Consider the following 25012-nt stretch of genomic DNA (forward strand, 5'->3'; position numbering starts at 1 on the left):
TCATACGGCGAGGCGCGATCAGAGACTCAGTCGCATCGACAGGTCTACCGCCTTCACATCCTTGGTCATCGCACCGATCGAAATGTAATCCACCCCGGTCTGTGCAATCGGCAGCAACGTACTTTCGTTGATCCCTCCGCTTGCCTCCAGCTTGGCCTTGCCGGCGTTCAGGCGCACGGCTTCGCGCATGTCGTCCAGGCTCAGTTCGTCGAGCATGATGATGTCGGCACCGGCCGCCAGCGCTTCTTTCAATTCATCCAGGCTTTCCACTTCAATCTCGACCGGTTTGCCCGGGGCGATCTTGTGCGCAGCAGCGATGGCCTGCGCGATGCCGCCGCTGGCGGCGATGTGGTTTTCCTTGATCAGGAAGGCGTCGTACAGGCCGATGCGGTGGTTGTGGCAACCACCGCAGGTCACGGCGTACTTCTGCGCCAGGCGCAGCCCCGGCAGGGTTTTACGGGTGTCGAGCAGCTTGACCTGGGTCTCGGCCACGAAGTCCGCCAGGTATTGAGCGCGGGTCGCCACGCCGGAGAGCAATTGCAGGAAGTTCAGGGCGCTGCGTTCGCCGGTCAGGAGCGAGCGTGCAGGGCCTTCGAGGTGGAACAGCACCTGATTGGGCGTCACCCGTTCACCGTCGGCAACCTGCCAGTGCACCGCCACCCGTGGGTCCAGTTGCCGAAACACGTTATCTACCCAGGCGGTGCCGCTGATGACGGCCGCATCGCGGGTAATGATGGTGGCTTTGGCCAGGCGTTCGGCCGGGATCAACTGAGCGGTGATGTCGCCGCTGCCAATGTCTTCACGCAACGCACGGCGCACGTTGGCTTCGATTTCGGCGGTCAGATCGGCGAGACGTAGATTCGGCATAACGGACTCCACAAACAAAGTGGCTCGATTATAGGGCCATGGCACGGACCAACCCAAGGCATCAGAGCGTTACGTTGGCGCTGGCGCCTGCATTTGGTCGATTCTCTGCCGTTGTCGGCGTTGATCGTCGATTCCGAGCAAGCGCCTGTTTGAGATCGGCAACCTCCAGCGCCTCAAATACGGCAAGTGATCGCGCCCCGGGGGATTATCGCGGCATACTGTGCCAATACAGTCGACGTTGAAGGAATCGGTATGCAGTTGGACCCCGCGAGCGGTTGGATTCAGGGTGTGCAGGTCTGCCCCTCACCCAACTTCAATGCGCGCCCCACAGACGAAATCTCCCTGCTGGTGATCCACAACATCAGCCTGCCTCCGGCGCAGTTCGCCACCGGCAAGGTGCAGGAATTTTTCCAGAATCGTCTGGATGTCACCGAACATCCCTATTTTGAAGGGATCGCGGATTTGCGGGTGTCGGCGCACTTTCTGATCGAGCGAGACGGTACCGTCACCCAGTTTGTTTCATGTCTTGAGCGTGCGTGGCATGCGGGTGTCTCGTGCTTCGAGGGGCGAGAAACCTGTAACGATTTTTCCGTGGGTATCGAGCTTGAAGGCACGGATGATCTGCCGTTCACCGACGCGCAATACCGCGCGTTGACAGCCCTGACCCGCCAGTTGCAGCAGGCGTTCACGGCAATCACCACCGAGCGCATCTGCGGGCACAGCGACATTGCACCGGGGCGCAAAACCGATCCAGGGCCGGCGTTCGACTGGGCACGCTATCGTGCCGCCCTGGCACAAGAGGAAGGACGATGAGTTTTCTGGTGTTGCTGTTGGCGGTGTGGATCGAGAAGTTCTCGGCCCTGCGCCATCGGGTTCAGCGTGACAATGGCTGGACACACGAGCTGAACAAGCTTGAGGCCAGTCCGCGACTTTCGGAGCGGCCATGGCTGGTGTTGTCGGTAGTGGTCTTGTTGCCGGTGGCGTTGCTGGGTTTGCTGCTGGTTGTCATCGAGCCGGTGGCCTACGGGTTGCTGGCGCTGCCGATCCATTTGCTGGTGGTGATCTACAGCCTGGGGCGCGGTGATCTGCTGGGCGATCTCGGGCCGTTCCGCGATGCCTGGCGTCGGGAGGACCTGCAAGCGGCGGCCCATGTCGCCAAGCGCGACCTGGATATCTGCGCAGACAGTGGCGAGCAGCTGCTGGAGCAGGTCGAAGGGCATTTGCTGTGGGAGGCCTACCAGAGCTTTTTCGCGGTGATTTTCTGGTACTTCCTGTTGGGTCCGGTCGCGGCGCTGAGTTATCGACTGCTGGCGCTGGCCGAAGAGCACGGGAAAAACCCGGCGGTGGTCGAGCGCGCCGGGCAACTGCGTCACGCCTTCGACTGGTTGCCGGTGCGTCTGCTGGCGGCGAGCCTTGCTTTGGTCGGCAATTTTGTCGCGGTCAGTCGGGTCATGCTGCATGAACTGCTGAACTGGAACATCAGCGCTGCGCAATTGATCGTGAAAGTCGGGCTGGTGGCCGGTGAAATTCCGGCACCGGTGACGGGCGCGGAAGGTATCAACAATCTGGACCGCATCTGGGCGCTGCTGCTGCGTGCGGCGGTGCTCTGGTATGCCGGGTTTGCGTTGTGGACGGTGCTGCATTAGCACCGCATTCAGAGCAAGCCCCTTAGCCACGGGGCGATCACTAGTCCGAAGTGCTTCGCCCTGTCGTTAACCTTAAGTTACAAAACCTCCTGCCGATTTAAGTTATACAGAGATAGCGCCGAATAGTGGCTATCTGCTGTCTGTCTGCGCCTGCCAATAAAAAAAATAAGAAATTGAAGGGAGACATCCAGTGAAGAGCTTGCTCTATCCCGCTGTCGCACTGATGAACCGCCTGAGCTTCGGCATGAAGTTCAGCCTGATCAGCGTACTGTTCCTGGTGCCGATGCTGGTGACCAACTTCTATCTGGTGCGTGACTCCTATCGCGAATTCCAGGGCACGCGGATCGAACTGCAAAGTCTCGACCTGTTGGGCAGTAGCCTGACGTTACGGCGCGATCTGGAAACCCTGAACAACCTGGTGCAGATCAATGTCAGCCTCGGCCAATCCGGCAAGGCCGGCAATGTCGAATCGAAGATCAGCGCCCTCGAACAGAATATTCTGACTCGCCTGCAAGGGCTGACGGCGATGACCAGCGACCCGGAGCAGGTCGCGGTGTTTGATGGCAAGCGCGATGAAATGATCGCCGCGTTCAAGGCCCAGCAAACGGAAAACTCCCTGCAAAGCAAAAGTGCCTTGATCGGCAAACTGGTGGGCAGCGCGCAGATTTTCAGCCAGCTCATCACCAGCCAGTCCGGTCTCAGTCGCGACAACCAGAACGACATGCGCCAGTTGAGCGAACTCGTCACCCTCGTCACGCCAAGGGTCACCCAGATCCTGGGCGAAGGTCGGGCAATGGGGTCTTACTCGTTGGGGCAGGGGTTCATCAACTCGGCGTCGAGTACCCGTTTCGATGAATTGCTGGCGCAGATTGAAAAGCTCCAGGCCGAGTATGGCCTGAAGTTGCAGGATGCCGTGGGTTCCAGCAAAGCCGCACGCGATAACCTGGCGACTCAGGCCGATAGCAGCCGGGCATCCTTGAAAAAAGCCAGCGAGCTGTTCGAAGAGCAAGTGGTCATGGCCGATACCCTCGACGCGCCGTGGCAGGGTTTTTACGATCAGGTCACTGCCCTGATGGACCAGACTTACCAACTCAATGAAGCGACCCTGAAGTACCTCGGCCCGCAGTTGCAGCAACGCCTGGACCAGAATCGTACGCACATGATCTTGCAGGCCGTGGCGTTGTCAGTGGTGTTTGTACTGATATTCTACCTCTACGGCGGTTTCTATGCCTCGACCCGCACCACCCTCAAACGCCTGGGGGGGGTGATGGACAAGGTGGCGGCCGGCGACATGACCGTGACCTTCAGCGCCCACAGCCGCGATGAGTTGGGGGAGTTGGGCGAGGTGTTCAACGGCACCGTGAAAAAGATCCATGACCTGATCGAGCGGGTGGGGCAGACCGTCAGTGAAGTCGAGCGTCAGGCCGGGCAAGTGGAAAGCGTTTCCGCGCAAAGCAACCAGGCCGTCGCCGGGCAGCGCACGCAGATCGAACAAGTGGCCACGGCGATGAACCAGATGTCGGCCACTTCCCAGGAGGTCGCGCGCAGTGCCGCCGCGGCGGTCAGCAGTGCCCACAGTGTCAACGATGAGACCATCAATGGTCGCGGTCTGGTGGAGTCGCAGCAAGGCAGCATTGCCGCGCTGGCCAGCGAGATCGATCAATCGGTGCTGGTGATCAACCAACTGGCCAGCGACAGCCAGTCCATCAGCCGCGTGCTCGAAGTGATCAAGAGCATCGCCGAGCAGACCAACCTGCTGGCGCTCAATGCCGCCATCGAGGCAGCACGGGCCGGTGAGCAGGGCCGTGGTTTCGCCGTGGTAGCCGACGAAGTCCGGACCCTGGCCAAACGAACCCAGCAGTCGACCGAAGAAATCGAGCAGATGATCGCCAGGCTCCATGGTGGTGTCGGCGCGGCGGTCAAGGCCATGGGCACCAGCCATGAAATGGCCAGCGGTACGGTGGGGCAGTCGGAGAAGGTCCAGCGGGCGCTGGAAAACATCCTGGGAGCGGTGGGCATGATCGTCGACCAGAACCAGCAGATTGCCGCCGCTGTAGAGCAACAAACCGCCGTAGCTCATGACATCGACCAGAACATCGTCGAGATCAACCGCGCCGGCGAGCGCACCGCTGAAGGTGCACATCAGACCGAAGATGCCAGCCGGGCGTTGTCGGCCCAGGTCGTGGAGTTGAAGCAGTTGATCAGTGCATTCCGGGTCTGAAAGACCGCTCGGGAACCTGTAGGAGCGAGCTTGCTCCGGGCGGCGATCCGACGATAGCGATCTTTCAGTCACATCGATGTTGAATGTGCCGCCGTGTTCGCGGGCAAGCCCACTCCCACGTTTTGGTGTACTGTCGGAAAGTTTCGTAATACTTTTTCCTTTTCCCGGTGAGAATCCTCCTGATTCTTTCCGTGCGCTGGATTTTGAATGTCAATCAAGGAAGAGTTACGCGGCTTACTTCATGGAGGAACTTGGTTATGTCTGTTGCAACATCAGGAGTCCAGGGACGCTGTGCGCATTGTCAGCGCACATTGCTGCTTCAACCCTGGCAACTCAACGCCATTGCGATCAATGAGGCGTTTGCCTGTGCCCACTGCCAGAAACACGTTCAGTTACGTTGTCCGGAACAATTCAGGCGCTTCAAGTCGCTCGACTCTTTTTCGCTGTTGCGCGCCAGCCTGCGGATGATGGTCTGCATCGCCTTGCTGGTGGCGTTGGTGATGGAGTGGGTGGGGATGCTCAGCGTCATCGAACAGTTGAATGCTTCGCTGATCGCCATATTCGTGTATTTCGCGGTGGTCCGTTACTTCCGCCGACGCCAGCACCTGACGCTGATCCTGGAAGCTGCCAGGGCTCACGCCGACTGATTACCAGCCGAACACTTCGCAGCTGTTGGCGGTGCTGGCAGCCGCCAGTCGTTCCGGGCTGATCGCCATCCATTGCGCCAATGCCGCGCAGATCGCCGGCAGGTGTGCCGGGCTGTTGCGTTGGCCGGGGAACATGGCTGGGGCCATGTCGGGCGAGTCGGTTTCCAGCACCACCGAATCCAGTGGCAGTTCGCCGAGCACGCGGTGCATGCGCAGCGCCTGCGGCCAGGTCGGGGCGCCACCAAGGCCGAGTTTGAAACCGAGCTTGATGTATTCCCGCGCTTCTTCCTGGCTGCCGGCAAAGGCGTGGATGATGCCGGCCCGTTTGAGCTTGAAGCGTTTGAGCGTGGCAATCACCGCCGCATGGCTACGCCGCACGTGGATCAGTGCTGGAAGATTGAAGTCAGCCGCCAGTTGCAGCTGTGCGTCGAACAATGCCTGCTGGCGGTCGCGGTCCAGGGTTTCGATGAAGTAATCCAGGCCGATCTCGCCGACTGCGCACAGTTGCCGATGGCCGGCCAGACGGGTCAGCCAGTCAGCGAGTTCGCTCAGGTGTTGCGGGCGATGATCGTCCAGGTACACCGGGTGCAATCCGAACGCGGCGTGCAGGTCGGGATCACTCTGCACCAGCTCCCAGACCCGCTGCCAATTGGCCTGATAAACCCCCAGCACCACGATCCGCCGCACCCCGAGGGCGCGGCTTTCGGCCAGCAACGCCTGGCGGTCGGCGTCGAAGTCCGGAAAATCCAGATGGGTGTGGGTGTCGATCAGCTCCACGGTTCAGTCCTGGCGAATACGCTGCTTGAACGTGCGCGGGATGGCCTGCACGCCGGGCCGGTAATCCGACTGCTCGATGGCTGCCAGGGCCAGCGCAAGGGCCTTGTCGGCGATCAGCTGGTGTTGCTGGGCCATGGCGTTGACCGGCAGCGGCAGGAAGTCCAGCAACTGGGTGTCGCCGAACGTGCCGAGGCGTAGCGGGCGGTTTTTCAGCGGGAAGTCGTGCAGCGCATCGAACACGCCCTGAAGCAACACGTAGGATGTGGTCACCAGGGCATCGGGTAAATGGCCCAGACGCTGCAGCAACTCTTCCATCAGTTGTTTGCCGCACTCACGGCTGAAGGACTCGCCTTCTTCGATCAGCACCTCACCGTTGAACCCGGCGAGCGCCTCTTTGAAGCCGGCGCAACGTTCCTGGCTGATGCTCAGCTCCGGGCGGGCGCCGATCAGTGCGATCTGTTTAGGCAAGGGATCGAGCAGGCTGCGGGTCAGTTGCAGGCTGGCCTCGCGGTCGTCACTGATCACCGAGCAGAAATGCTCGGGTTCCATGACCCGGTCGATGGCGATGATCGGAATGCCCTTGGCCTGCAATTGGTGATAGCTGTCGTCGCCGGCCGGCAGGCAGCTGGCAACGATCAGTGCGTCGCAACGCCGGGCGCGGAACAGTTGCAGCAGTTGCCGTTCACTGTCCGGTGCATCGTCGGAACTGGCGATCAGCAACTGATAACCCCGGGCCCGCGCACCTTGCTCCAGCAATTTGGCGATTCGCGCGTAACTGGGGTTTTCCAGATCCGGCAGAATGAACCCCAATGTGCGGGTGTGCCGGCTGCGCAAACCGGCGGCCTGTGGGTTAGGCGTGAAGCCATGTTGTTCGACGACCGCGCGCACGCGTTCGACGGTAGCGCTGCTGATGCGCTGTTGTTCGGCCTTGCCATTGATGACATAGCTGGCGGTGGTGACGGACACACCGGCCAACTGGGCGATATCACTGAGTTTCAACCCGCTGTTTCCTTGTTTTTTCGAGATTGCCTCGACATTTTCGTCAATCCTAACCGATTAAGGCAGGCGACCATTGTCGCAACGCATCCGACAAGTTGGACTTCAAGGATGGGCCAATATCGAGTAACGTGCCAATCGATCTAGATTAAACGTTTCAGCAAGCGTACTTTCTACGTTTTAGGCGCCTTTGGCCGGTTCTGCCGTGAAACCGCCAAAAGCGATGACCAAGCGCCTAAGCTGACTCATTCAAAACAATACCTGGTGCCCCAAGGCGCCAAAAAGGAGAAAGCATGCTCGAGCTCACTGTAGAGCAGATTTCCATGGGCCAGTCGGCTGTGGATAAATCCGCAGCGCTGCAATTGCTGGCCCGGCATCTGGTCGCCGACGGCCTGGTTGCCGAGGGGTATCTCGCCGGCTTGCAGGCGCGGGAAGCCCAGGGCTCGACCTTTCTCGGTCAAGGTATTGCCATCCCCCACGGTACGCCCGAAACCCGCGACCTGGTGTTCACCACCGGTGTGCGCCTGATGCAGTTCCCCGATGGCGTGGACTGGGGCGATGGTCATATCGTTTACCTGGCGATCGGTATCGCCGCCAAATCCGATGAACACCTGCGCCTGTTACAATTGCTCACCCGTGCCCTCGGCGAGACCGACCTGGGCCAGGCCCTGCGTCGCGCCGGTTCCGCCGAAGCCTTGCTGAAGTTGCTGCAAGGTGCGCCGCAGGAACTGGCGCTGGACGCGCAGATGATCGGTCTCGGTGTGGCGGCCGAAGATTTCGAAGAGCTGGTCTGGCGCGGCGCACGTTTGTTGCGGCAGGCCGACTGCGTGAGCAACGGTTTCTCCGCCGTGCTGCAACAGGTTGAAGCGCTGCCCCTGGGCGATGGCCTGTGGTGGCTGCACAGCGAGCAGACGGTGAAGCGCCCGGGCCTGGCCTTCGTCACCCCGGACAGACCGCTGCGCTACCTCGGCCAGCCACTCACTGGACTGTTCTGCCTGGCCAGCCTCGGTGAGGCCCATCAAGCCCTGCTCGAACGCCTGTGCGCGTTGTTGATCGAAGGGCGTGGCCATGAGTTGGGGCGCGCCACCAGCAGCCGCAAAGTCCTCGAAGTGCTCGGTGGTGAAGTGCCCGCCGACTGGCCCAGCGCGCGAATTGCATTGGCCAACGCCCATGGTTTGCATGCGCGGCCGGCGAAAATCCTCGCGCAACTGGCAAAGAGTTTTGAAGGTGACATCCGCGTACGCATCGTCGATGGCCACGACAGCGCCGTGTCGGTAAAGAGCTTGAGCAAGTTGCTCAGCCTCGGCGCCCGTCGGGGGCAGGTGCTGGAAATCATCGCCGAACCGGGCATCGCGGCGGATGCGTTGCCGGCCTTGTTGGCGGCCATCGAAGAAGGCCTCGGTGAGGAAGTCGAACCGCTGCCACCGGTAAGCCAGGTGCGCGAAGTCGTTGCCGATATGGCCGAAGTGGTCCTCGCCCCGGTGTCAGGCAGCATGGTTCAGGCGATTGCCGCCGCTCCGGGGATCGCTATCGGCCCGGCGCATATTCAAGTGCTGCAAACCATCGAATACCCGTTGCGCGGCGAGTCCGCCGGCATCGAGCGTGAGCGTCTCCAGCACGCCCTGGCGCAGGTACGCCGTGACATCCAGGGCCTGATCGAGCGCAGCAAGAGCAAAGCCATCCGCGAAATCTTCATCACCCACCAAGAGATGCTCGACGATCCGGAACTGACCGATGAGGTCGATACGCGCCTCAAGCAGGGCGAAAGCGCCGAGGCGGCGTGGATGGCCGTGATTGAAGCGGCGGCCCGGCAACAGGAAGCGTTGCAAGATGCCTTGCTCGCCGAGCGCGCGGCCGACTTGCGCGACATCGGGCGTCGGGTGTTGATGCAGCTCAGCGGCATCGAAACCCCGGGCGAACCGGATCAACCGTACATTCTGGTGATGGACGAGGTCGGCCCGTCCGACGTCGCGCGTCTCGACCCCGCTCGCGTGGCCGGGATTCTCACCGCCCGGGGTGGCGCTACGGCGCACAGTGCGATTGTCGCCCGGGCCCTGGGCATTCCGGCACTGGTCGGCGCCGGCCCCGGCGTATTGCTGCTGGCACCGGGTACGCCGTTGCTGCTCGATGGCCAACGTGGTCGCCTGCATGTGGACGCTGACGCGGCGACCTTGCAACGCGCCACGGCCGAACGCGATACCCGCGAGCAACGCTTGAAGGCGGCTGCGGAACGGCGCCATCAACCGGCGTTGACCACCGATGGCCATGCCGTCGAAGTGTTCGCCAACATTGGTGAAAGCGCTGGCGTGACCGGCGCGGTGGAGCAGGGCGCCGAAGGCATTGGCCTGTTGCGCACCGAACTGATTTTCATGGCCCACTCGCAAGCGCCCGACGAGGCGACCCAGGAAGCCGAGTACCGCCGGGTCCTCGACGGTCTGGCCGGGCGACCGTTGGTGGTGCGTACCCTCGATGTCGGTGGCGACAAACCGCTGCCGTACTGGCCGATTGCGAAGGAAGAAAACCCCTTCCTCGGCGTGCGCGGCATTCGCCTGACTTTGCAGCGCCCGCAGATCATGGAAGCGCAACTGCGCGCCTTGCTGCGGGCTGCCGACAACCGGCCGCTGCGGATCATGTTCCCGATGGTGGGTAGCGTCGACGAGTGGCGCCAGGCCCGTGACATGACCGAACGCCTGCGCCGGGAAATCCCGGTCGCCGACCTGCAGCTGGGGATCATGATCGAAGTGCCGTCGGCGGCATTGCTGGCGCCGGTGCTGGCCCAGGAGGTCGATTTTTTCAGCGTCGGGACCAACGACCTGACCCAATACACCCTGGCCATCGACCGTGGCCATCCAACGCTGTCGGCCCAGGCCGATGGCTTGCATCCGGCGGTGCTGCAATTGATCGACATCACCGTGCGCGCGGCCCATGCTCAGGGCAAATGGGTCGGTGTGTGCGGCGAGCTGGCGGCCGACCCGCTGGCGGTGCCGGTGCTGGTCGGCCTCGGGGTGGATGAACTCAGCGTCGGGGCGCGCAGCATTGCCGAAGTCAAGGCGCGGATTCGCGAACTGGGCTTCACTCAGACTCAAACCCTTGCCCGCCAGGCCCTGGCCGTGGGCAGCGCCAATGAAGTGCGTGCATTAGTGGAGGCCCTGTAATGGCCCGGATTCTTACCCTGACCCTCAACCCGGCGCTGGACCTGACCGTCCAGTTGCCGCGCCTTGAAGCCGGCCAGGTCAACCGCAGCGATGTGATGCACACCCACGCCGCCGGCAAAGGCGTGAACGTGGCGCAAGTGCTGGCGGACCTCGGGCATCAATTGACCGTCAGTGGCTTTCTTGGCGAAGACAACCTGCAAGCGTTCGAAACGCTGTTCGCCAAACGCGGATTTGTCGACGCTTTCATCCGCGTTCCGGGCGAGACCCGCAGCAATATCAAACTGGCGGAAAGCGACGGACGCATCACCGACATCAACGGGCCGGGACCGCAGGTCAGCGTAGCGGCGCAGCAGGCCTTGATCGATCGACTGGAGCAGATTGCCCCGGGACACGATGCGGTGGTTGTCGCCGGAAGCTTGCCGTTGGGTGTCAGCGCGCAATGGTTGCAGGCGTTGATCTTGCGCTTGAAAAAACTGGGCTTGAACGTCGCGCTCGACACCAGCGGCGAGGCGTTGCGTGCGGCGCTCAAAGCAGGACCCTGGCTCATCAAGCCCAACACTGAAGAACTGGCCGAGGTGCTGGACTGCGAGGTCGTCTCGGTCAGTGCCCAGGCCTTGGCGGCGGAGCGCTTGCACGCCCAAGGCATCGAGCATGTGGTGATTTCCCATGGTGCCGAGGGTGTGAACTGGTTCAGCGTCGGCTCGGCACTGCATGCCACGCCACCCAGGGTCAGCGTCGCCAGCACCGTGGGCGCGGGTGATTCGTTGTTGGCGGGGATGCTTCACGGTTTGCTCAGTGCCGATACGCCGGAGCAGACCTTGCGCACCGCTACGGCGATTGCCGCGATGGCGGTGACCCAGATCGGATTTGGCATTGGCGATGCTGCGCAACTGGCGCAGCTCGAACAGGGTGTGCGCGTGCGTCCCCTGACAGAACAATAAGAGGGTTTGTCATGAAGTTAGCCATCGTTACGGCCTGCCCGAACGGCATGGTCACCAGTGTGCTGTGTGCCCGGCTGCTCGATGCCGCGGCCCAGCGCCAGGGCTGGAGCACCAGTGTCGAAGTCACCGATGCCGCGCATCCCGAAAAGCAACTGTCGGCGGCCACCCTCGACGCGGCCGAGTGGGTGCTGCTGGTGACCAGCGCGCCGGTGGACATGTCGCGGTTTGTCGGCAAGCGGGTATTCCAGAGCACTCCGGCCCAGGCCCTGCAGGACGTGGAAGCGGTGCTGCGGCGAGGAGCGCAGGAGGCACAGGTCTACGTCGCAACCGAAGCCGTCGTCGAACCTGTGGCAGTTGTCCAGAACACGCCGCGACTGGTGGCCGTCACCGCGTGCCCGACGGGTGTCGCTCACACGTTCATGGCTGCCGAGGCCTTGCAGCAAGCGGCCAAACGCCTGGGCTATGACCTGCAGGTGGAAACCCAAGGCTCGGTCGGTGCGCGCAATCCCTTGAGCGCTCAAGTGATTGCCGAGGCCGATGTGGTGCTGCTGGCGGCCGATATCGAGGTCGCCACCGAGCGTTTCGCCGGCAAGAAAATCTATCGCTGTGGCACCGGCATTGCCCTCAAGCAAGCCGAGGCGACCTTGAAAAAAGCCTTGGCCGAAGGTCAGCAGGAAAGTGCCTCGAGTACTGCAAAAACAACGACCAAACAGGAGAAGACGGGCGTCTATAAACATCTGCTGACCGGTGTGTCGTTCATGTTGCCGATGGTGGTGGCCGGCGGCTTGATGATCGCCTTGTCGTTTGTGTTCGGCATCACCGCGTTCAAGGAAGAGGGCACGCTGGCGGCAGCGTTGATGCAGATCGGCGGCGACACTGCGTTCAAGCTGATGGTGCCTCTGTTGGCGGGTTACATCGCCTATTCCATTGCGGACCGTCCGGGCCTCGCGCCGGGGATGATCGGCGGACTGCTGGCGAGCACCCTGGGCGCCGGTTTCATCGGCGGGATCATCGCCGGTTTTCTGGCCGGTTACGCGGCCAGGGCGATCAATAAATATGCGCGTTTGCCGCAGAGCCTTGAGGCACTCAAGCCGATCCTGATCATCCCGCTGCTGGCGAGTCTGTTCACCGGTCTGGTGATGATCTACGTGGTGGGCAAACCGGTGGCCGGGATGCTTTCCGGGCTTACGCATTTCCTCGACAGCATGGGTACCACCAACGCGATTCTGCTGGGGGTGTTGCTGGGCGGCATGATGTGCGTCGACCTCGGCGGGCCGATCAACAAGGCAGCCTATGCGTTCTCGGTGGGCTTGCTGGCGTCGCAGAGCTATGCGCCGATGGCGGCGACCATGGCGGCCGGCATGGTGCCGCCTATTGGCCTGGGCATCGCCACGTTCATCGCGCGGCGCAAGTTCGCCCAGACCGAGCGCGAGGCCGGTAAAGCGGCGCTGGTTCTGGGGCTGTGCTTCATCTCCGAGGGGGCGATTCCGTTTGCGGCGAAAGACCCGTTGCGGGTGATTCCTGCGAGCATCGCCGGCGGTGCGCTGACCGGTGCGCTGTCGATGTATTTCGGCTGCAAACTGATGGCGCCCCACGGTGGGTTGTTCGTGTTGGCGATCCCGAATGCGATCAACCATGCGCTGCTTTATTTGTTGGCGATTGTGGCGGGGAGCTTGTTGACGGCGGTGGTGTATGCGCTGGTGAAGCGGTCAGAGACGGTGGAGTTGGCGCTCGAGCCGGCCAAGGCGTAGCTCAAAAGATCGCAGCCTTCGGCAGCTCCTACACTGGCAGATTGTGAACACCTGTAGGAGCTGCCGCAGGCTGCGATCTTTTCTCTGTCACCTCTACTTCATCCAGCCATGCTTTAGTTTTTCCTTTTTCAAGGAGAACCCCATGAGCGATTTCAACCTCGGGCGCCGTCGTGTCATGCAAGCGGTTGGCGCCGGGCTGTTGTTGCCGGGGCTGGCGCCGGCGGTGATCGCTTCGGTCAAGGATCGGCCGCAACTCACTGACGGCGTGCAGTCCGGCGATCTGCTGGGCGACCGGGCGATCATCTGGAGCCGCTGCGACCGCCCCGCGCGGATGGTGGTGGAGTGGGACACCCGCAGTCTGTTTCCCAACCCCCGGCGATTCGTCTCGTCCCTGGCCGATGCGCGCACCGATTTCACTGCCCGGGTCGAACTCACCGGGTTGCCCGCCGACCAGGCGATTTTCTATCGTGTGCAGTTTGAAGACGCCCAGAGCGGCGTTGCCAGCGAGCCCTGGTTCGGTCACTTGCGCAGCGTGCCGCAGACCCGTCGCGATATCCGTTTTGTCTGGAGCGGCGACACCGTCGGCCAGGGCTTCGGCATCAACCCGGACATTGGCGGCATGCGCATCTACGAAGCAATGCGCCTGCGTCTGCCAGACTTTTTTATCCACAGCGGCGACACCATTTACGCCGACGGCCCGATCCCGGCGCAGATCACCACGGAAGGCGGCCGGGTGTGGCGCAACATCACCACCGAGGCCAAGAGCAAAGTCGCCGAGACCCTCGATGAGTATCGCGGCAACTATCGCTACAACCTGATGGACGAAAACATCCGTCGCTTCAACGCCGAGGTCCCGCAGATCTGGCAGTGGGACGACCACGAAGTGGTGAACAACTGGTCGCCGGGCAAGCAGCTGGATGCGCGTTATCAGGACAAAGATATCCACAGCCTGGTGGGCCGCGCACGCCAGGCCTGGCTCGAATACGCGCCGATGCGTTTGCAGAGCGGTGATGGCGGCGGGCGGATCTATCGCAAGCTCGGTTACGGGCCGCTGCTCGATGTATTTGTACTCGACATGCGCAGCTATCGCGGGGCCAACGATGACAATCTGGGCGCTGCAAAACCCTTCCTCGGTCGTGAGCAACTGGACTGGCTCAAGCGCGAAATGCAGGCCTCCAACGCGCAATGGAAAGTCATCGCCGCCGACATGCCCATTGGCCTCGGCGTGCCCGACGGTGAAGTCAGTCCGGGTGTCGTGCGTTGGGAAGCGGTGGCCAACGGTGACCCCGGCCCGGCCCAGGGGCGTGAACTGGAGATCGCCGAGTTGCTCGGTTTCCTGCGGGCGCAGCAGGTACGCAATTTCCTGTTCCTGACCGCGGATGTGCATTACTGCGCGGCCCATCATTACCACCCGGATCGGGCGGCGTTCCAGGATTTCGAACCGTTCTGGGAGTTCGTCGCCGGGCCGCTGAATGCCGGTAGCTTCGGGCCTAATCCGCTGGATAAAACCTTCGGCCCTGAAGTGGTGTTCGAGAAGGCGCCGCCTGCGCAGAACGTCTCGCCGTTTGCCGGGTTTCAGTTCTTTGGCGAGGTGAATATCGATGGGCAGAGCGGGGAGTTGAGCGTGGTGTTGCGGGATCTGGATGGCGTGGCTGTGTTCGAGCAAAAACTGTCACCGTGAGACTCGGTAGTTGTTCGCTGTATGGGAAATGATTTTTGCACAAGAAGCTGATACTGGAAGTTGCTGAGTTTTATTTGTAGTTGCTGTCAGGTTTTGGAGTTTTGGAGTTCTGGGGTTGGTGTGTAGAAGTGGGTTGAAGTTTTCAGTGGTTCTCGTTGGTCGATGAGTTTGATGATTTTTTTTGCTGAAGTTTTATTCTGGTTTTCTAGCTATTACATTTTCATATATTTAATCGCTTGATCGATATTGGAGGGGTGCTTACTTTCTTTTCTGAACTTTATGACGAATAAGCAGGTTATGAAAGTTAAATGGTCTGGTTAAGAGTCGAACTTTTAGAGAGGAATCGCTATGTCCGCTGTATTGTGGGAAAAGAGCTTGGAAGGCAAAAATCGCGAAGAAATTGCAAATCTTGCAGCCGTTGTCCCCCAATCACTGATGTCCTTGTCGACCGGGGCCGCGAATGACATTACTCGCGCAAACGGCTTGATACTAACAAAAGCCCAAATCATTTCCCTGCGTAAATATGAAGCAGCAGGGCTGGCACTTCCGACCAACGAGCGATCCCTTGCGACTTACCTGAACTTTGGTGACGAAGACGGTGGCAAAGGTTTTACGACTGAAGACTTTCTCGTGTCTTTTACGAAGATAAACTCGCATGCCAGACTGTGGTCCCCCCTGCGCTCTCGCATCATGCTGACGGGAACCCATTTGAAAGTGTTTGGTTTGAGCATGGATGTTTACCTTGCTTCGGTCGAGGAAATTTTCGCTGAAGTCAAGTTGGCAAAGACGCTGGGCACACACAAAATCACCAACTACAAGGAACTGCGTGACTGGGAAGTGAAAGAAGGCAAATCGTTCCCGGATCTTGCGTTGGAAGAGGACACCATCCCGAATCTTGGGGATGTTCTTGATCTGATCTTCGAGCAGGTCAAAGAGCATCTGCAGACGGCCGTTGAAATAAAGACCGATCTCAGCACGTTTAGTCGACAACTGACTAACGATGTCATTCCCACGATCAAGTTGCTGGCGCTGGCTCTTGAAAGCAATACATACGCAGAGGACATCGAGGGTTTGAATAACGAGGTCAAGGAGCGCGCTAATCAGATTGATGAGTTGAATAAAGAGTACAAGGCACTGGTAATGAGTTCGCTTCAGTCGGTGAGCAGCTTTTCTCTCATAGGGTTGGGAGTTGCCATCTATATCGGAGTCGAAGCCGAAAGTGTTCGATCCCGGCGTAATGATCTGAGCAGCATCCAGAAAACGGCCATCAAGAGCCTTGAAAGCAAGTCCAAGACCCTGGGCTCGATCGCACGGATCAGAAGTGACATGCAGGATATGCAGACGGTTGCTCTAGATGCTGAAGTGGCGACAAATAACGTGGTCCATACTTGGAATGTGCTCCATACCTACATTGAAAGCTCCGGAAAAGCGGTCTCGAAGATCGAAGGTGGTGTTCGGTTACTAGCCTTCATTACTCAATTTCGTTTGGTCGCTGCGCCATGGCGAATAATCCACAGCAGTGCTGATGACCTTGTTGAATTATTCCGCGAGGCGGAAGTGGAATACATGAGGGAATACGGTTTTCAAGGAAAAAGATCAAGGAGGTCTTTAATGCAAAGTGATATGTACCCTGGCGTGCAAACCGATGTCTTGCAGGACAGTAGTTCGAAACTGCGTAACAGTGCGGTGGAAGCAAAGTTATTGTTCATGAAAACTGATTATCTTCCGGACTTTAGCAAAAAATTTAATACACTTTCGGTCGATGTTTCGACCGGCTCCAATGTGGTCAGGGAAAAGGCTCTGAAAACCGAATTTGTACTTAAATCCACGCTTGGACAGTTGATGTCGCTTGATGAAGAACTGCAAGAAGGTTCTGAAGAGATCGATGAAATTCATGGGGAGCAGGCTGTGTTGTTAAATGAGGCACAGGCATCCGTCAGTGAAATTTCCAACTCGCTGAGTGAGAGCCTCAGGAAGTTCAACGCAGGCTACGACGAGACAATCGTGCAGGGATTCAAAGCCTCGTTGATTAATGACGTTTCAGAGCGTGAAGTCGTATTGGAACGTTTGAATTCCAGCCTGACCGATCTTGAAAAGAAACGTGCAGTCATCAACGAAGCAGTGGATGAACTCAATAAACTCGGTATTTCCGGCGTTACCAAGAATATCGAGCTGAGTGTCGAGGCGGTCAAGAAACTTGGTGCGAAGCCATCTCAGGTTGATCTTGTGCTGGCAGCGATCGAAAAAGTGAAACAGGACCTGGAGGGTGCAGTCAGGAGTGTTTCCTTTGTCTTGATGGTAAAACAGAATCAGGTCCTTCGTGATAAGACTGTGGAGGTGCAGGCGCAAATCGCTGCCGAAAAACACAGCGCACGCATCACTGCCGACAAGATCAAACTCATCGAAGTTTTTGGCGAAATGAATGAGCAGCGCAAACTCTACGTGGCAGAGTTCGATAAGATCGACAAAACAGTGTCGCGCTTCTTGAACTCGATGAAGGCTCATCAGGCTATGCCCTTGAGTAAGCAGATTTCAGAATATTTCTCTACCGCCAATGGTTTTGTCGGTTACCTGAATCAGCTTTCTTATCTGTAAGTATTACGTTTCACACCGCCCTTGAATGACCGTGCGTCGAGCCTCTCGATGCACGGCTTTTTATTGATTGTGTTACTCGGGATTGAATATTCGCAGGAGACGACTATGAGCGACGAGAACAGGGATGTCATATTTTTTCAGGAAGATGATTTTATTTCGTTGCGCGCATACAAATTGTTCTTGAATGAGGTGCTCCACAGGGATTTCATCACTCACTCCACCCCTGAGACATCAAAGGTGCTAGGCGCCTATGCGCAGGAGTTGAGCGAAGAGGCTGACGCCGATCTCTCCAGATTTCAGTCCTTGGTGGATGATGTGGAGGAGTTACGGGCGGGAGTGCTTGCCTGCGTCGATCACGCCCGACATCTTCGGCAGGTTTTCATTGAGGCCAAGCCAGGCGTGACGCGCTACCGACGGGTGTCAATTGATTCTTTGGGGTGCGCTCCTTTCGACCTCTGGCAACCTCACCTTGCCATTTGCAGCTTTTACAACGTTTCCGGAGTCGTGAGCTTTTTCGTTGACCAGTGCCGCACCAAACTGCAAACAGTTGAACGGTACAGATTGAATGTCTCCTCGATGGAGCGAGGGATTCATCCAATGTTCCACCGCATCGTTGCAGCAAGAAAACAAAAAATAGAGGCATACGGCTACTCACCGCAAAAGCCTCCTTCGGGTTCCGGGACCTCACCCTTCGATTTCAGAAGACCGTACAAAGGAGATCCTGACCCGCAAACGCTGGAGCTGTATCGTTTGACCGGCGTATACGCGTCCTCCTCTTCCGCACTATTCAATTTCGGTCATTTTCTGAACAGGATTGAGCAGTTATTGATGGTGATGATTGATAGGCTTTGCTCGATAACCGCTTCCTCGACGTATTCGACTTTGCTCCTGGTGCTGAACCTGGTTGCCAGCTTGCTGGATCCACTGCAACTGCGTATGGACAGGTTGCAGGAATGGTCGGACTTCATGCGCAATCAAGGTAAATATGCTGTTGAAGAACAATGAGCAAAGTGGAGTTGTAGCCGGATGAGATCCGGCTGCACTCAGTAGACGTCGCGGCGATAACGGTTTTGTTCGATAAGCGTTTCTACCTGCGCTGCTCCGAGGACTTTCTGCAGCACCTGGTCAACCCCGCTAGCCATTCCCTGCATACTGCCGCAGATATAAATCACCGCACCCTCTGCCAGCCATTTTTTCAGTTCCTCGGCCGACTCCTGCAAGCGATCCTGCACGTAGATCTTCTCAGCCTGATCCCGCGAGAAGGCCAGGTCGAGACGGGCCAGATCACCGTTGATCAACCACTCTTCCAGTTCCGCGCGGCAGAGGAAATCGTGCTCACGATTACGCTCGCCAAACAGCAGCCACTGGCGCTGTTGACCGTCAGCAATCCGCGCCTTGAGCAAACTGCGTAACCCGGCCAGACCTGTGCCGTTACCCAGCAGAATCATCGGCACCGGCTCGTTCGGTAAATGGAAACCGCTGTTGCGCCGCACCCGCAGGCTGATGCTGCCACCCACCGGCGCATGTTCGGTCAACCAGCCAGAACCAATGCCGAGGCTGCCGTCGGCATGCTGCTCCTGGCGCACGATCAGCTCCAGCACGCCGTCTGCTGCAATCGAGGCGATAGAGTATTCGCGCATGGCCAAAGGCACCATCGCATCGACCAATGATTGAGCATGCAGGCCCACCAGGTGCGCGCGGTGTTCCGGCAGTTGACGCGAGGCCAGCGCTACTTCAAGCGGTTCTTCGAGGCCGTTGATTTTCACCGTGGTCTCGCCACAAATGCGGAGGCCGTCGAGGAAGTGTTCGATGACCCACGGGCAGTTGCGCGGCAGCACTTCGACCAGATCGCCGGCTAGCCAACTGCTGGTGTTCGGAGCAATCAGGCCCAACAGATAAACCGGCGAACCGCTGCTGTCGGGGTTCATCAGTTCGCGGCGCACCAGTGTCCAGTTGTCGTAGCTCGGTGCCTGCCAGGTATCGACCGGTGCCTGCCCGGTGAGCAGACCGAGCTGGGTTTGCCAGTGACGCAGGGCGTAGGGATCACCGCTGTCGACTTCCACTGGCGCGAACAGCGTCTTGCCGCCGTGTTCGCTCAACCGCTGATGCAGGCGTTTGGCGAACCCGCAGAAGTGCTGATATTGACGATCACCGAGACCGAGCACGGCGTAGTTCAGGCTGTCGAGCGACGAAGCCTTGCCCAGCACCTTGCGCTCGAAACCACGAGCACTGTCCGGTGCTTCGCCGTCGCCGAAGGTGCTGACCACGAACAGCGCATTACTGGAGTCATGCAAATCCTGTTCGCTGACATTCGCCAACGGTTGCACTTTTACTGGCAAGCCGGCGGCCTGCAATTGTCCGGCGGTCTGCCACGCCAGTTGCTCGGCAAAACCGCTTTGGCTGGCGAAGCCGATCAGCCATGCCGACGCATCACCGGCCGGTTGTTCGAGGCCTTTGCGCGCATCCTTGATCTGCTTTTTCTTGCGGCGACGATCCAGGTACAGCAGCCATCCAGTGATGAAGAACAGCGGCATACACACCGCTGCGACTGTGATGATGATCCGTCCGACGAGGCCGAAATAGCTGCCGACGTGCAGCGCATAAATGCTGGTCAGCAATTGCGCCTTGATGCTCTTGTCGGTATAGCGGTCAACGCGTTTGACGATGCCGGTGGCCGGGGCGAGGGTGATCTGGTTCAGCGCGCGATCATGGGGCGAGCTTTCGAGCAGATAGAACACGGTTGCCGGTTGGCCAGCCACTGGAGGCATGCGGATGTTGTAGGCGGACAGGCCTGGACCGGCGGCGCTGTAGATGCTGCTCCACATCGCTGCGTAATCGGCGGTCGGCGCCGGACCTTGCGGAGCCGGGCCGCGACCACCACGCACACGCTCGTTTTGCGGCGCGTCGGAAAGCAGTTTGGTCAGGCCTTTGTTGTACCACTCGTAGGACCAGGACAACCCGGTCAGCGCCGCCAGGAGGTAAAACACCAGGCACCAGGTGCCGGCCACCGAGTGCAGATCCCAATTGAAGGTGCGACCCTTTTTCTTCCAGTCCAGGGTCAGCCAGGCGCGCCAGCTTTTCCATTGGCGAGGCCAGCGCAGGTACAGGCCGGACAGGCAGAAGAACACCAGGATCAGCGTGCACGCGCCGGTGATTTGCCGACCCGTGTCACCCATGGCGAGGAAGCGGTGCAGTTGCAGTATCAGGCCAAAGAAGTCCTGGCCGGTGGCGTCGCCGAGGAACTCGGCGGTGTACGGGTCGAAGTAGCGCATCTCGCCACGGCGTTCACCCGGCGGCGGGGTGAACCACACTTTGGCGGCGTTGCCACTGTCGGTTTCCACCGTGAGCATCGAGACTTTTTTGCCCGACGCGGCTTCGATTCGCTCCACCAGTTCGGCGGGCGGCAGCACACCGGCGACCTGTTTCTCGACCTGCAACACAGAAGGGTTGAGTGTGCTCAGGATTTCATCCTGAAACGACACCACCGCCCCGGTGATGCCCATCAGGGTCAGGACCAGCCCGGCGCTGATGCCGAAAAACCAGTGCAACTGGAACAGGGTTTTCTTCAACACGTCGCTCGCCTTGTTCGTTCAAATTGATTCATCACGGCGCGCATTATGCCGTGGGGTTGTCGAGAAGCATTCTTTTTTACGCACAAAGGCCCCGTTCATATGGATGAACGGGGCCTCTGGCTTCACACATCTATCAGAAGTGGAAGTTGGTGCTCAGCAAAGCGGTGCGACCGGCCGCCTGGTTGGCGAAGTGAGTCGAGAACGCCTTGTCGTAGTAGGTTTCGTCGGTCAGGTTCTGCACGTTCAGTTGCAGGTCGACGTTCTTGGTCAACTTGTAGGCCGCCATCGCGTCGTAACGAACGTAGGAATCAACCATGGTGGTATTGGCGGCACTGCCGAACACGTCATCGACATAGAACGCACCGCCACCGATGGTCAGCTTTGGCGTGACCTGATAGGTCGTCCACAGGCTGGCGCTGTTTTTCGGCGTGTTAGGCAGTTCGTTGCCATCGTTGGCTTTGTTTGCCGGCAGGTCGCCGCCATCGACTTGCTCGCTGTCCATGTAGGCGTAGCCGGCGAAGACCTGCCATTTGTCGGTGAGCTTGCCGCTGGCCGACAGTTCGACACCTTGAACGCGGGTTTTGCCGACGTTTTCGTAGGTGGTGGTGTTGGTCTGCACACGAGCGTTGTCTTTCTCGGTGCGGAAGATATCGGCGGTCAGGGACAGACGATCGTTCAACAGGTCCCACTTGGTACCGATTTCGTAGTTCTTGGTGGTTTCCGGCTCCATGTCGCTTTTCAGCAGGTTGCCGTTGCGATCCGGTGTGCCGCCCAGCGGGTTGCCGTCCATGCCTTCACCCAGGGTGTTGCCCGGTGGGGTGGCGGACGTTGCGTAGGACGCATAGATGCTGCCGTTTTCGGCTGGTTTGTACACCACGCCGAACTGACCGGTAACGAATTCGCTGGTGTCATCGCCCTTGGACGTGGTCACGCTGGAACCGTTGAAGGTTTTGTAGTCGGTGTCGAAATGGTCGTAGCGCAGGCCCATGTTCACCAGCCACTGCTCGGACAACGTCAGGGTGTCGAACACATACAGTGCGTAGGTGTTGGCCTTGGTGTCGGTGCCGGCATAGTTGCGCGAGATGGCGCCGCTCCACGGATCGTTCTGGTTCGGGTTGGACAGCGAGGTGCAGTTGTAACCGCTTGGCGCACCGATCAGGGCCGGCGAGCAGTTGGTGGTCGCTGCTGCCGTTCCTGGGGTGGTGTCCGTGTTGACGTTGTACGTCGACTTTTCGCTTTCCTCGTGGGTGTATTCGACACCGGTGGAGAAACTGTTCTTGAAACCGGCGATGTACACATCACCAAACAGGTCGGTCTGGTTGGTGGTGGTCTCGGTGTTGCTCACGCGGGTGTTCGCCCGGCGCCAGACGCTGCCGTTGTTGACGTTGCCTTTACTGTCGTCCGGCTGGGTCAGGATGTAGTCCTGCATGCTGGTGCCGTGACGCAGGGTGTTCTTGATGGTCAGCGAGTCGCTCAGGTCGTGCTCGATGGCGAAGGTCGCGGTGTCGGTGCGGGTCTTGCGGAAGTCGCGGTCGGTCAGGCCATAGAAATTGCTGCTGTCGCCGCCGTCATTCGGCTTGTCCGGGTTGGCCTTGGTACGCGCCGCCGAGCCTCCGGTCGGGATGGAGTACGGAATACCCGAGTCCGGCAGGTCGTTGCTTTCGAGATGGTAGTAGTCGAGGTTGACGCGGGTGTCGGTGCCCAGGCCGAAGGCCAGGGACGGTGCAACACCCCAACGGTCGTAGTTGACGCTGTCACGTCCGGCGACGTTGCTCTCGTGGCTCAGCAGGTTCAGGCGGCCGGCGGCGGTATCGGTGAACTGGTAGTTGCCGTCGAAGGTGTAGCGCTGGGTCTGGTCGGAGCCCCAGGTGAAACCACCGTCGAGCGAATCGCCCAGGTGAGCTTTCTTGCTGACCAGGTTAATGCTGCCACCCGCAGCGCCACGGCCGCCGATGGCCGAGTTCGGGCCCTTGCTGACTTCGATCGACTCAACGGCGAAGATCTCGCGGCTCTGTGAGCCGGTGTCGCGCACGCCGTCCAGGTAGGTGTCGCCCTGGGCGTCGAAGCCGCGGATGAACGGGCGGTCGCCCTGGGGATTGCCACCTTCACCGGCACCGAAGGTGATGCCTGGAACAGTACGCAATGCATCCTGCATGTTGAGGGCGCCGGTGTCTTTCAGAACCTGTTGCGGAATGACGGTTACCGAGCGCGGCGTGTCGATCAGCGGCGCGGTGTACTTGGGCGAGGAGGCTTTCTCTACGTTGTAGGTTGTCTCGTCCTTGGCTTCGCCGGTGATGGCGGTGGCGCCCAGCGAAATCACTTTGTCCGGTGCTTTTTCGTCGGCTTTTTCCGCCGCGAAAACCATATGGCCCGCAGAGCTGGCAGTAATCGCCATGCCGATGGCCGATGCGAGCAAACGTGGTGAACTGACCGGTACTTGTGGTTGTTGACGCGACATTTGAATTCCCCTCCCCAAGGATTTGAGGCCGCGGAATATAGTGTAAATAGGTATTCGTAACAATTGCGAAACATTACTATTCGCACTGAATTTACAATCTTTACAATTTAACCTTACGGTTTCTGCTGGCTCATTCGTCAGATGTGTTTTACACAGGCAATAAGAATCAATACCATTGGCACCATCTTTGGTTTCAGGTGCCTTTGTCATGCTGCTGCACATTCCCGGCCTGTTCGAAAAAGACGAGGTGCAGCGCATTCGCGAGGCTCTGGAGCAAGCCGATTGGGCCGATGGCAAGATCACCGCCGGCTACCAGTCAGCGAAGGCCAAGCACAATTTGCAGTTGCCGGAAGGGCATCCGCTGGCCAAGGAGATCGGCGCGGCGATGCTGGAGCGGCTGTGGAAAACCCCGCTGTTCATGTCAGCAGCCTTGCCGCACAAAGTCTTTCCTCCGTTGTTGAACTGTTACACCGCCGGTGGCAGTTTCGACTTCCATATCGACAACGCAGTGCGTCAGCCCAAAGGCGGCATCGAGCGGGTGCGTACGGATTTGTCCGCCACGCTTTTTTTCAGCGAGCCGGAGGATTACGACGGCGGCGAGTTGGAAATCCAGGACACCTTCGGCACCCAACGGGTGAAGCTGCCCGCCGGTGATATGGTGCTGTACCCCGGCACCAGTCTGCACAAGGTCAACGCGGTGACGCGCGGAACGCGACTCGCCTCGTTTTTCTGGACGCAAAGCCTGGTGCGCGAAGACAGCCAGCGCGCCCTGTTGTTCGAGATGGACGGGGCCATCCAGCAATTGACCCGCGATGTGCCCGATCATCCATCGCTGATCCGCCTCACCGGTACGTATCACAACCTGTTGCGTCGCTGGGTCGAGGTGTAAGTGGCGGATTTTCGTTTACGCCGCGAGGAAGTGCTCGACGGTGAGCGCCTGCGCGCGATGCTCGACGAAAGTCCGGCCCGAGCGGCCCAGGCCATCCTGATTGCCGCACGAGAAGGAGAGGTCGAAGCCCAGGCCTTGCTCGGGCAGATTCTGCTCGACGGCCAGGGGATCGCACAGGACCAGCCGCTGGCGCTGAGCTGGTTCGGCATCGCCGCGCGCCAGGGGCACCTGATGGCGCGCAACATGCTCGGTCGTTGTCATGAGCATGGTTGGGGTTGTGTGGCAGATACCTCGATTGCCGCGCGGCATTATCGTGTCGCGGCGCAGGCTGGGCTGGATTGGGCGATGTACAACTACGCTAATTTGCTGGCGACCGGGCGTGGGGTAAATAAGGATCAGACGTCGGCGTTCAGCTTCTATCAACGCGCGGCACACTTGGGCCATGCCAAGTCGATGAACCTGCTGGGTCGCTATCTGGAAGAGGGACGAGTGTGTCCCATGGATTTACGTGCGGCCCGCGACTGGTATCGGCGTTCGGCCGAAGGCGGGGACTTTCGAGGGCAGTTCAGCCATGCGGCGGTTTTGGCCCATGTCGGCCAAATTGATGAAGCACTGGGCTGGTTGCGCAAGGCGCTGGCGAACGGCAATCCGAATTTTCTGCGGGTGGCGAGTGAGACATTGTCGGCATCGACTGACTCAAGAATTCACATGCTGGCTGCCGAATATCAGCAGCGCGCTCTGGAGCTGAGCTCGCCACAGGGTGAATCGCTCGTTGTGGTTCTGAATTGAAATCGCAGGCACAAAAAAGCCCATGAC

At 59.5% G+C, this 25012-nt stretch carries 17 protein-coding genes; 12 read left to right on the forward strand and 5 right to left on the reverse strand.

Annotation, left to right across the window (positions count from 1 at the left end; genetic code table 11):
• Positions 1 to 18: 18 nt before the first annotated feature.
• Positions 19 to 867, reverse strand: a complete 849-nt coding sequence (gene nadC / locus AABM52_RS03925; protein ID WP_347910539.1) for a carboxylating nicotinate-nucleotide diphosphorylase — start codon at positions 865 to 867, stop codon at positions 19 to 21.
• Positions 868 to 1119: 252 nt separating this feature from the next.
• Between nadC and ampD the strand changes: the two genes are divergently transcribed.
• From ampD to AABM52_RS03945, 4 genes are all read left to right on the forward strand, one after another.
• Entirely contained in the window at positions 1120 to 1680 is a 561-nt protein-coding gene (ampD, locus tag AABM52_RS03930; protein WP_347910541.1) for a 1,6-anhydro-N-acetylmuramyl-L-alanine amidase AmpD, read from the forward strand.
• Positions 1677 to 2513, forward strand: coding sequence for a regulatory signaling modulator protein AmpE (ampE, locus tag AABM52_RS03935; RefSeq protein WP_347910543.1), 837 nt, complete (start codon positions 1677 to 1679; stop codon positions 2511 to 2513). The genes ampD and ampE overlap by 4 nt, the downstream gene beginning before the upstream one ends.
• Positions 2514 to 2703: 190 nt before the next feature.
• Positions 2704 to 4734, forward strand: a complete 2031-nt coding sequence (locus AABM52_RS03940; RefSeq protein WP_347910545.1) for a methyl-accepting chemotaxis protein — start codon at positions 2704 to 2706, stop codon at positions 4732 to 4734.
• A 257-nt stretch (positions 4735 to 4991) separates the two neighbouring features.
• The gene (locus tag AABM52_RS03945; protein WP_347910546.1) at positions 4992 to 5381 is read left to right on the forward strand and encodes a hypothetical protein; all 390 of its coding nucleotides are present in this window, start codon (positions 4992 to 4994) and stop codon (positions 5379 to 5381) included.
• Here AABM52_RS03945 and AABM52_RS03950 read toward each other — a convergent pair whose 3' ends face one another.
• The gene (locus tag AABM52_RS03950; RefSeq protein WP_347910548.1) at positions 5382 to 6158 is read right to left on the reverse strand and encodes a TatD family hydrolase; all 777 of its coding nucleotides are present in this window, start codon (positions 6156 to 6158) and stop codon (positions 5382 to 5384) included.
• A gap of 3 nt (positions 6159 to 6161) precedes the next feature.
• The gene (gene cra / locus AABM52_RS03955) at positions 6162 to 7157 is read right to left on the reverse strand and encodes a catabolite repressor/activator (protein ID WP_347910549.1); all 996 of its coding nucleotides are present in this window, start codon (positions 7155 to 7157) and stop codon (positions 6162 to 6164) included.
• 290 nt (positions 7158 to 7447) lie between these two features.
• On the opposite strand from cra, the gene ptsP reads away from it, so the two are divergent.
• The 6 genes from ptsP (at position 7448) to AABM52_RS03985 (ending at position 18282) form a co-directional block, all read left to right on the forward strand.
• Positions 7448 to 10309 (forward strand): phosphoenolpyruvate--protein phosphotransferase, encoded by a 2862-nt coding sequence (gene ptsP, locus AABM52_RS03960; RefSeq protein ID WP_347910551.1) that lies wholly within the window; start codon positions 7448 to 7450, stop codon positions 10307 to 10309.
• The gene (pfkB, locus tag AABM52_RS03965) at positions 10309 to 11250 is read left to right on the forward strand and encodes a 1-phosphofructokinase (RefSeq protein WP_347910552.1); all 942 of its coding nucleotides are present in this window, start codon (positions 10309 to 10311) and stop codon (positions 11248 to 11250) included. The genes ptsP and pfkB overlap by 1 nt, the downstream gene beginning before the upstream one ends.
• A gap of 11 nt (positions 11251 to 11261) precedes the next feature.
• The gene (locus AABM52_RS03970) at positions 11262 to 13001 is read left to right on the forward strand and encodes a PTS fructose-like transporter subunit IIB (protein WP_347910554.1); all 1740 of its coding nucleotides are present in this window, start codon (positions 11262 to 11264) and stop codon (positions 12999 to 13001) included.
• Between the two features lie 142 nt (positions 13002 to 13143).
• Positions 13144 to 14682: an alkaline phosphatase D family protein gene (locus AABM52_RS03975; RefSeq protein ID WP_347910556.1), complete on the forward strand. Its 1539-nt coding sequence runs from the start codon at positions 13144 to 13146 to the stop codon at positions 14680 to 14682.
• Between the two features lie 348 nt (positions 14683 to 15030).
• Positions 15031 to 17277, forward strand: coding sequence for an alpha-xenorhabdolysin family binary toxin subunit A (locus AABM52_RS03980; RefSeq protein ID WP_347910558.1), 2247 nt, complete (start codon positions 15031 to 15033; stop codon positions 17275 to 17277).
• Positions 17278 to 17382: 105 nt separating this feature from the next.
• Positions 17383 to 18282, forward strand: coding sequence for a hypothetical protein (locus AABM52_RS03985; protein WP_347910560.1), 900 nt, complete (start codon positions 17383 to 17385; stop codon positions 18280 to 18282).
• A 38-nt stretch (positions 18283 to 18320) separates the two neighbouring features.
• On the opposite strand, the gene AABM52_RS03990 is transcribed toward AABM52_RS03985, so the two are convergent.
• Both AABM52_RS03990 and AABM52_RS03995 read right to left on the reverse strand, forming a co-directional pair.
• Positions 18321 to 20849 (reverse strand): sulfite reductase flavoprotein subunit alpha, encoded by a 2529-nt coding sequence (locus tag AABM52_RS03990; protein ID WP_347910561.1) that lies wholly within the window; start codon positions 20847 to 20849, stop codon positions 18321 to 18323.
• Positions 20850 to 20982: 133 nt separating this feature from the next.
• Positions 20983 to 23307 (reverse strand): TonB-dependent siderophore receptor, encoded by a 2325-nt coding sequence (locus AABM52_RS03995; protein WP_347910562.1) that lies wholly within the window; start codon positions 23305 to 23307, stop codon positions 20983 to 20985.
• 208 nt (positions 23308 to 23515) lie between these two features.
• On the opposite strand from AABM52_RS03995, the gene AABM52_RS04000 reads away from it, so the two are divergent.
• Entirely contained in the window at positions 23516 to 24196 is a 681-nt protein-coding gene (locus AABM52_RS04000; RefSeq protein ID WP_347910564.1) for a Fe2+-dependent dioxygenase, read from the forward strand.
• Entirely contained in the window at positions 24197 to 24985 is a 789-nt protein-coding gene (locus AABM52_RS04005; protein WP_347910565.1) for a tetratricopeptide repeat protein, read from the forward strand. It abuts the gene before it with no gap.
• Positions 24986 to 25012: the final 27 nt, after the last annotated feature.

The organism is Pseudomonas grandcourensis, from assembly GCF_039909015.1.
In the GTDB taxonomy this organism is placed as follows: Bacteria; Pseudomonadota; Gammaproteobacteria; order Pseudomonadales; family Pseudomonadaceae; genus Aquipseudomonas; species Aquipseudomonas grandcourensis.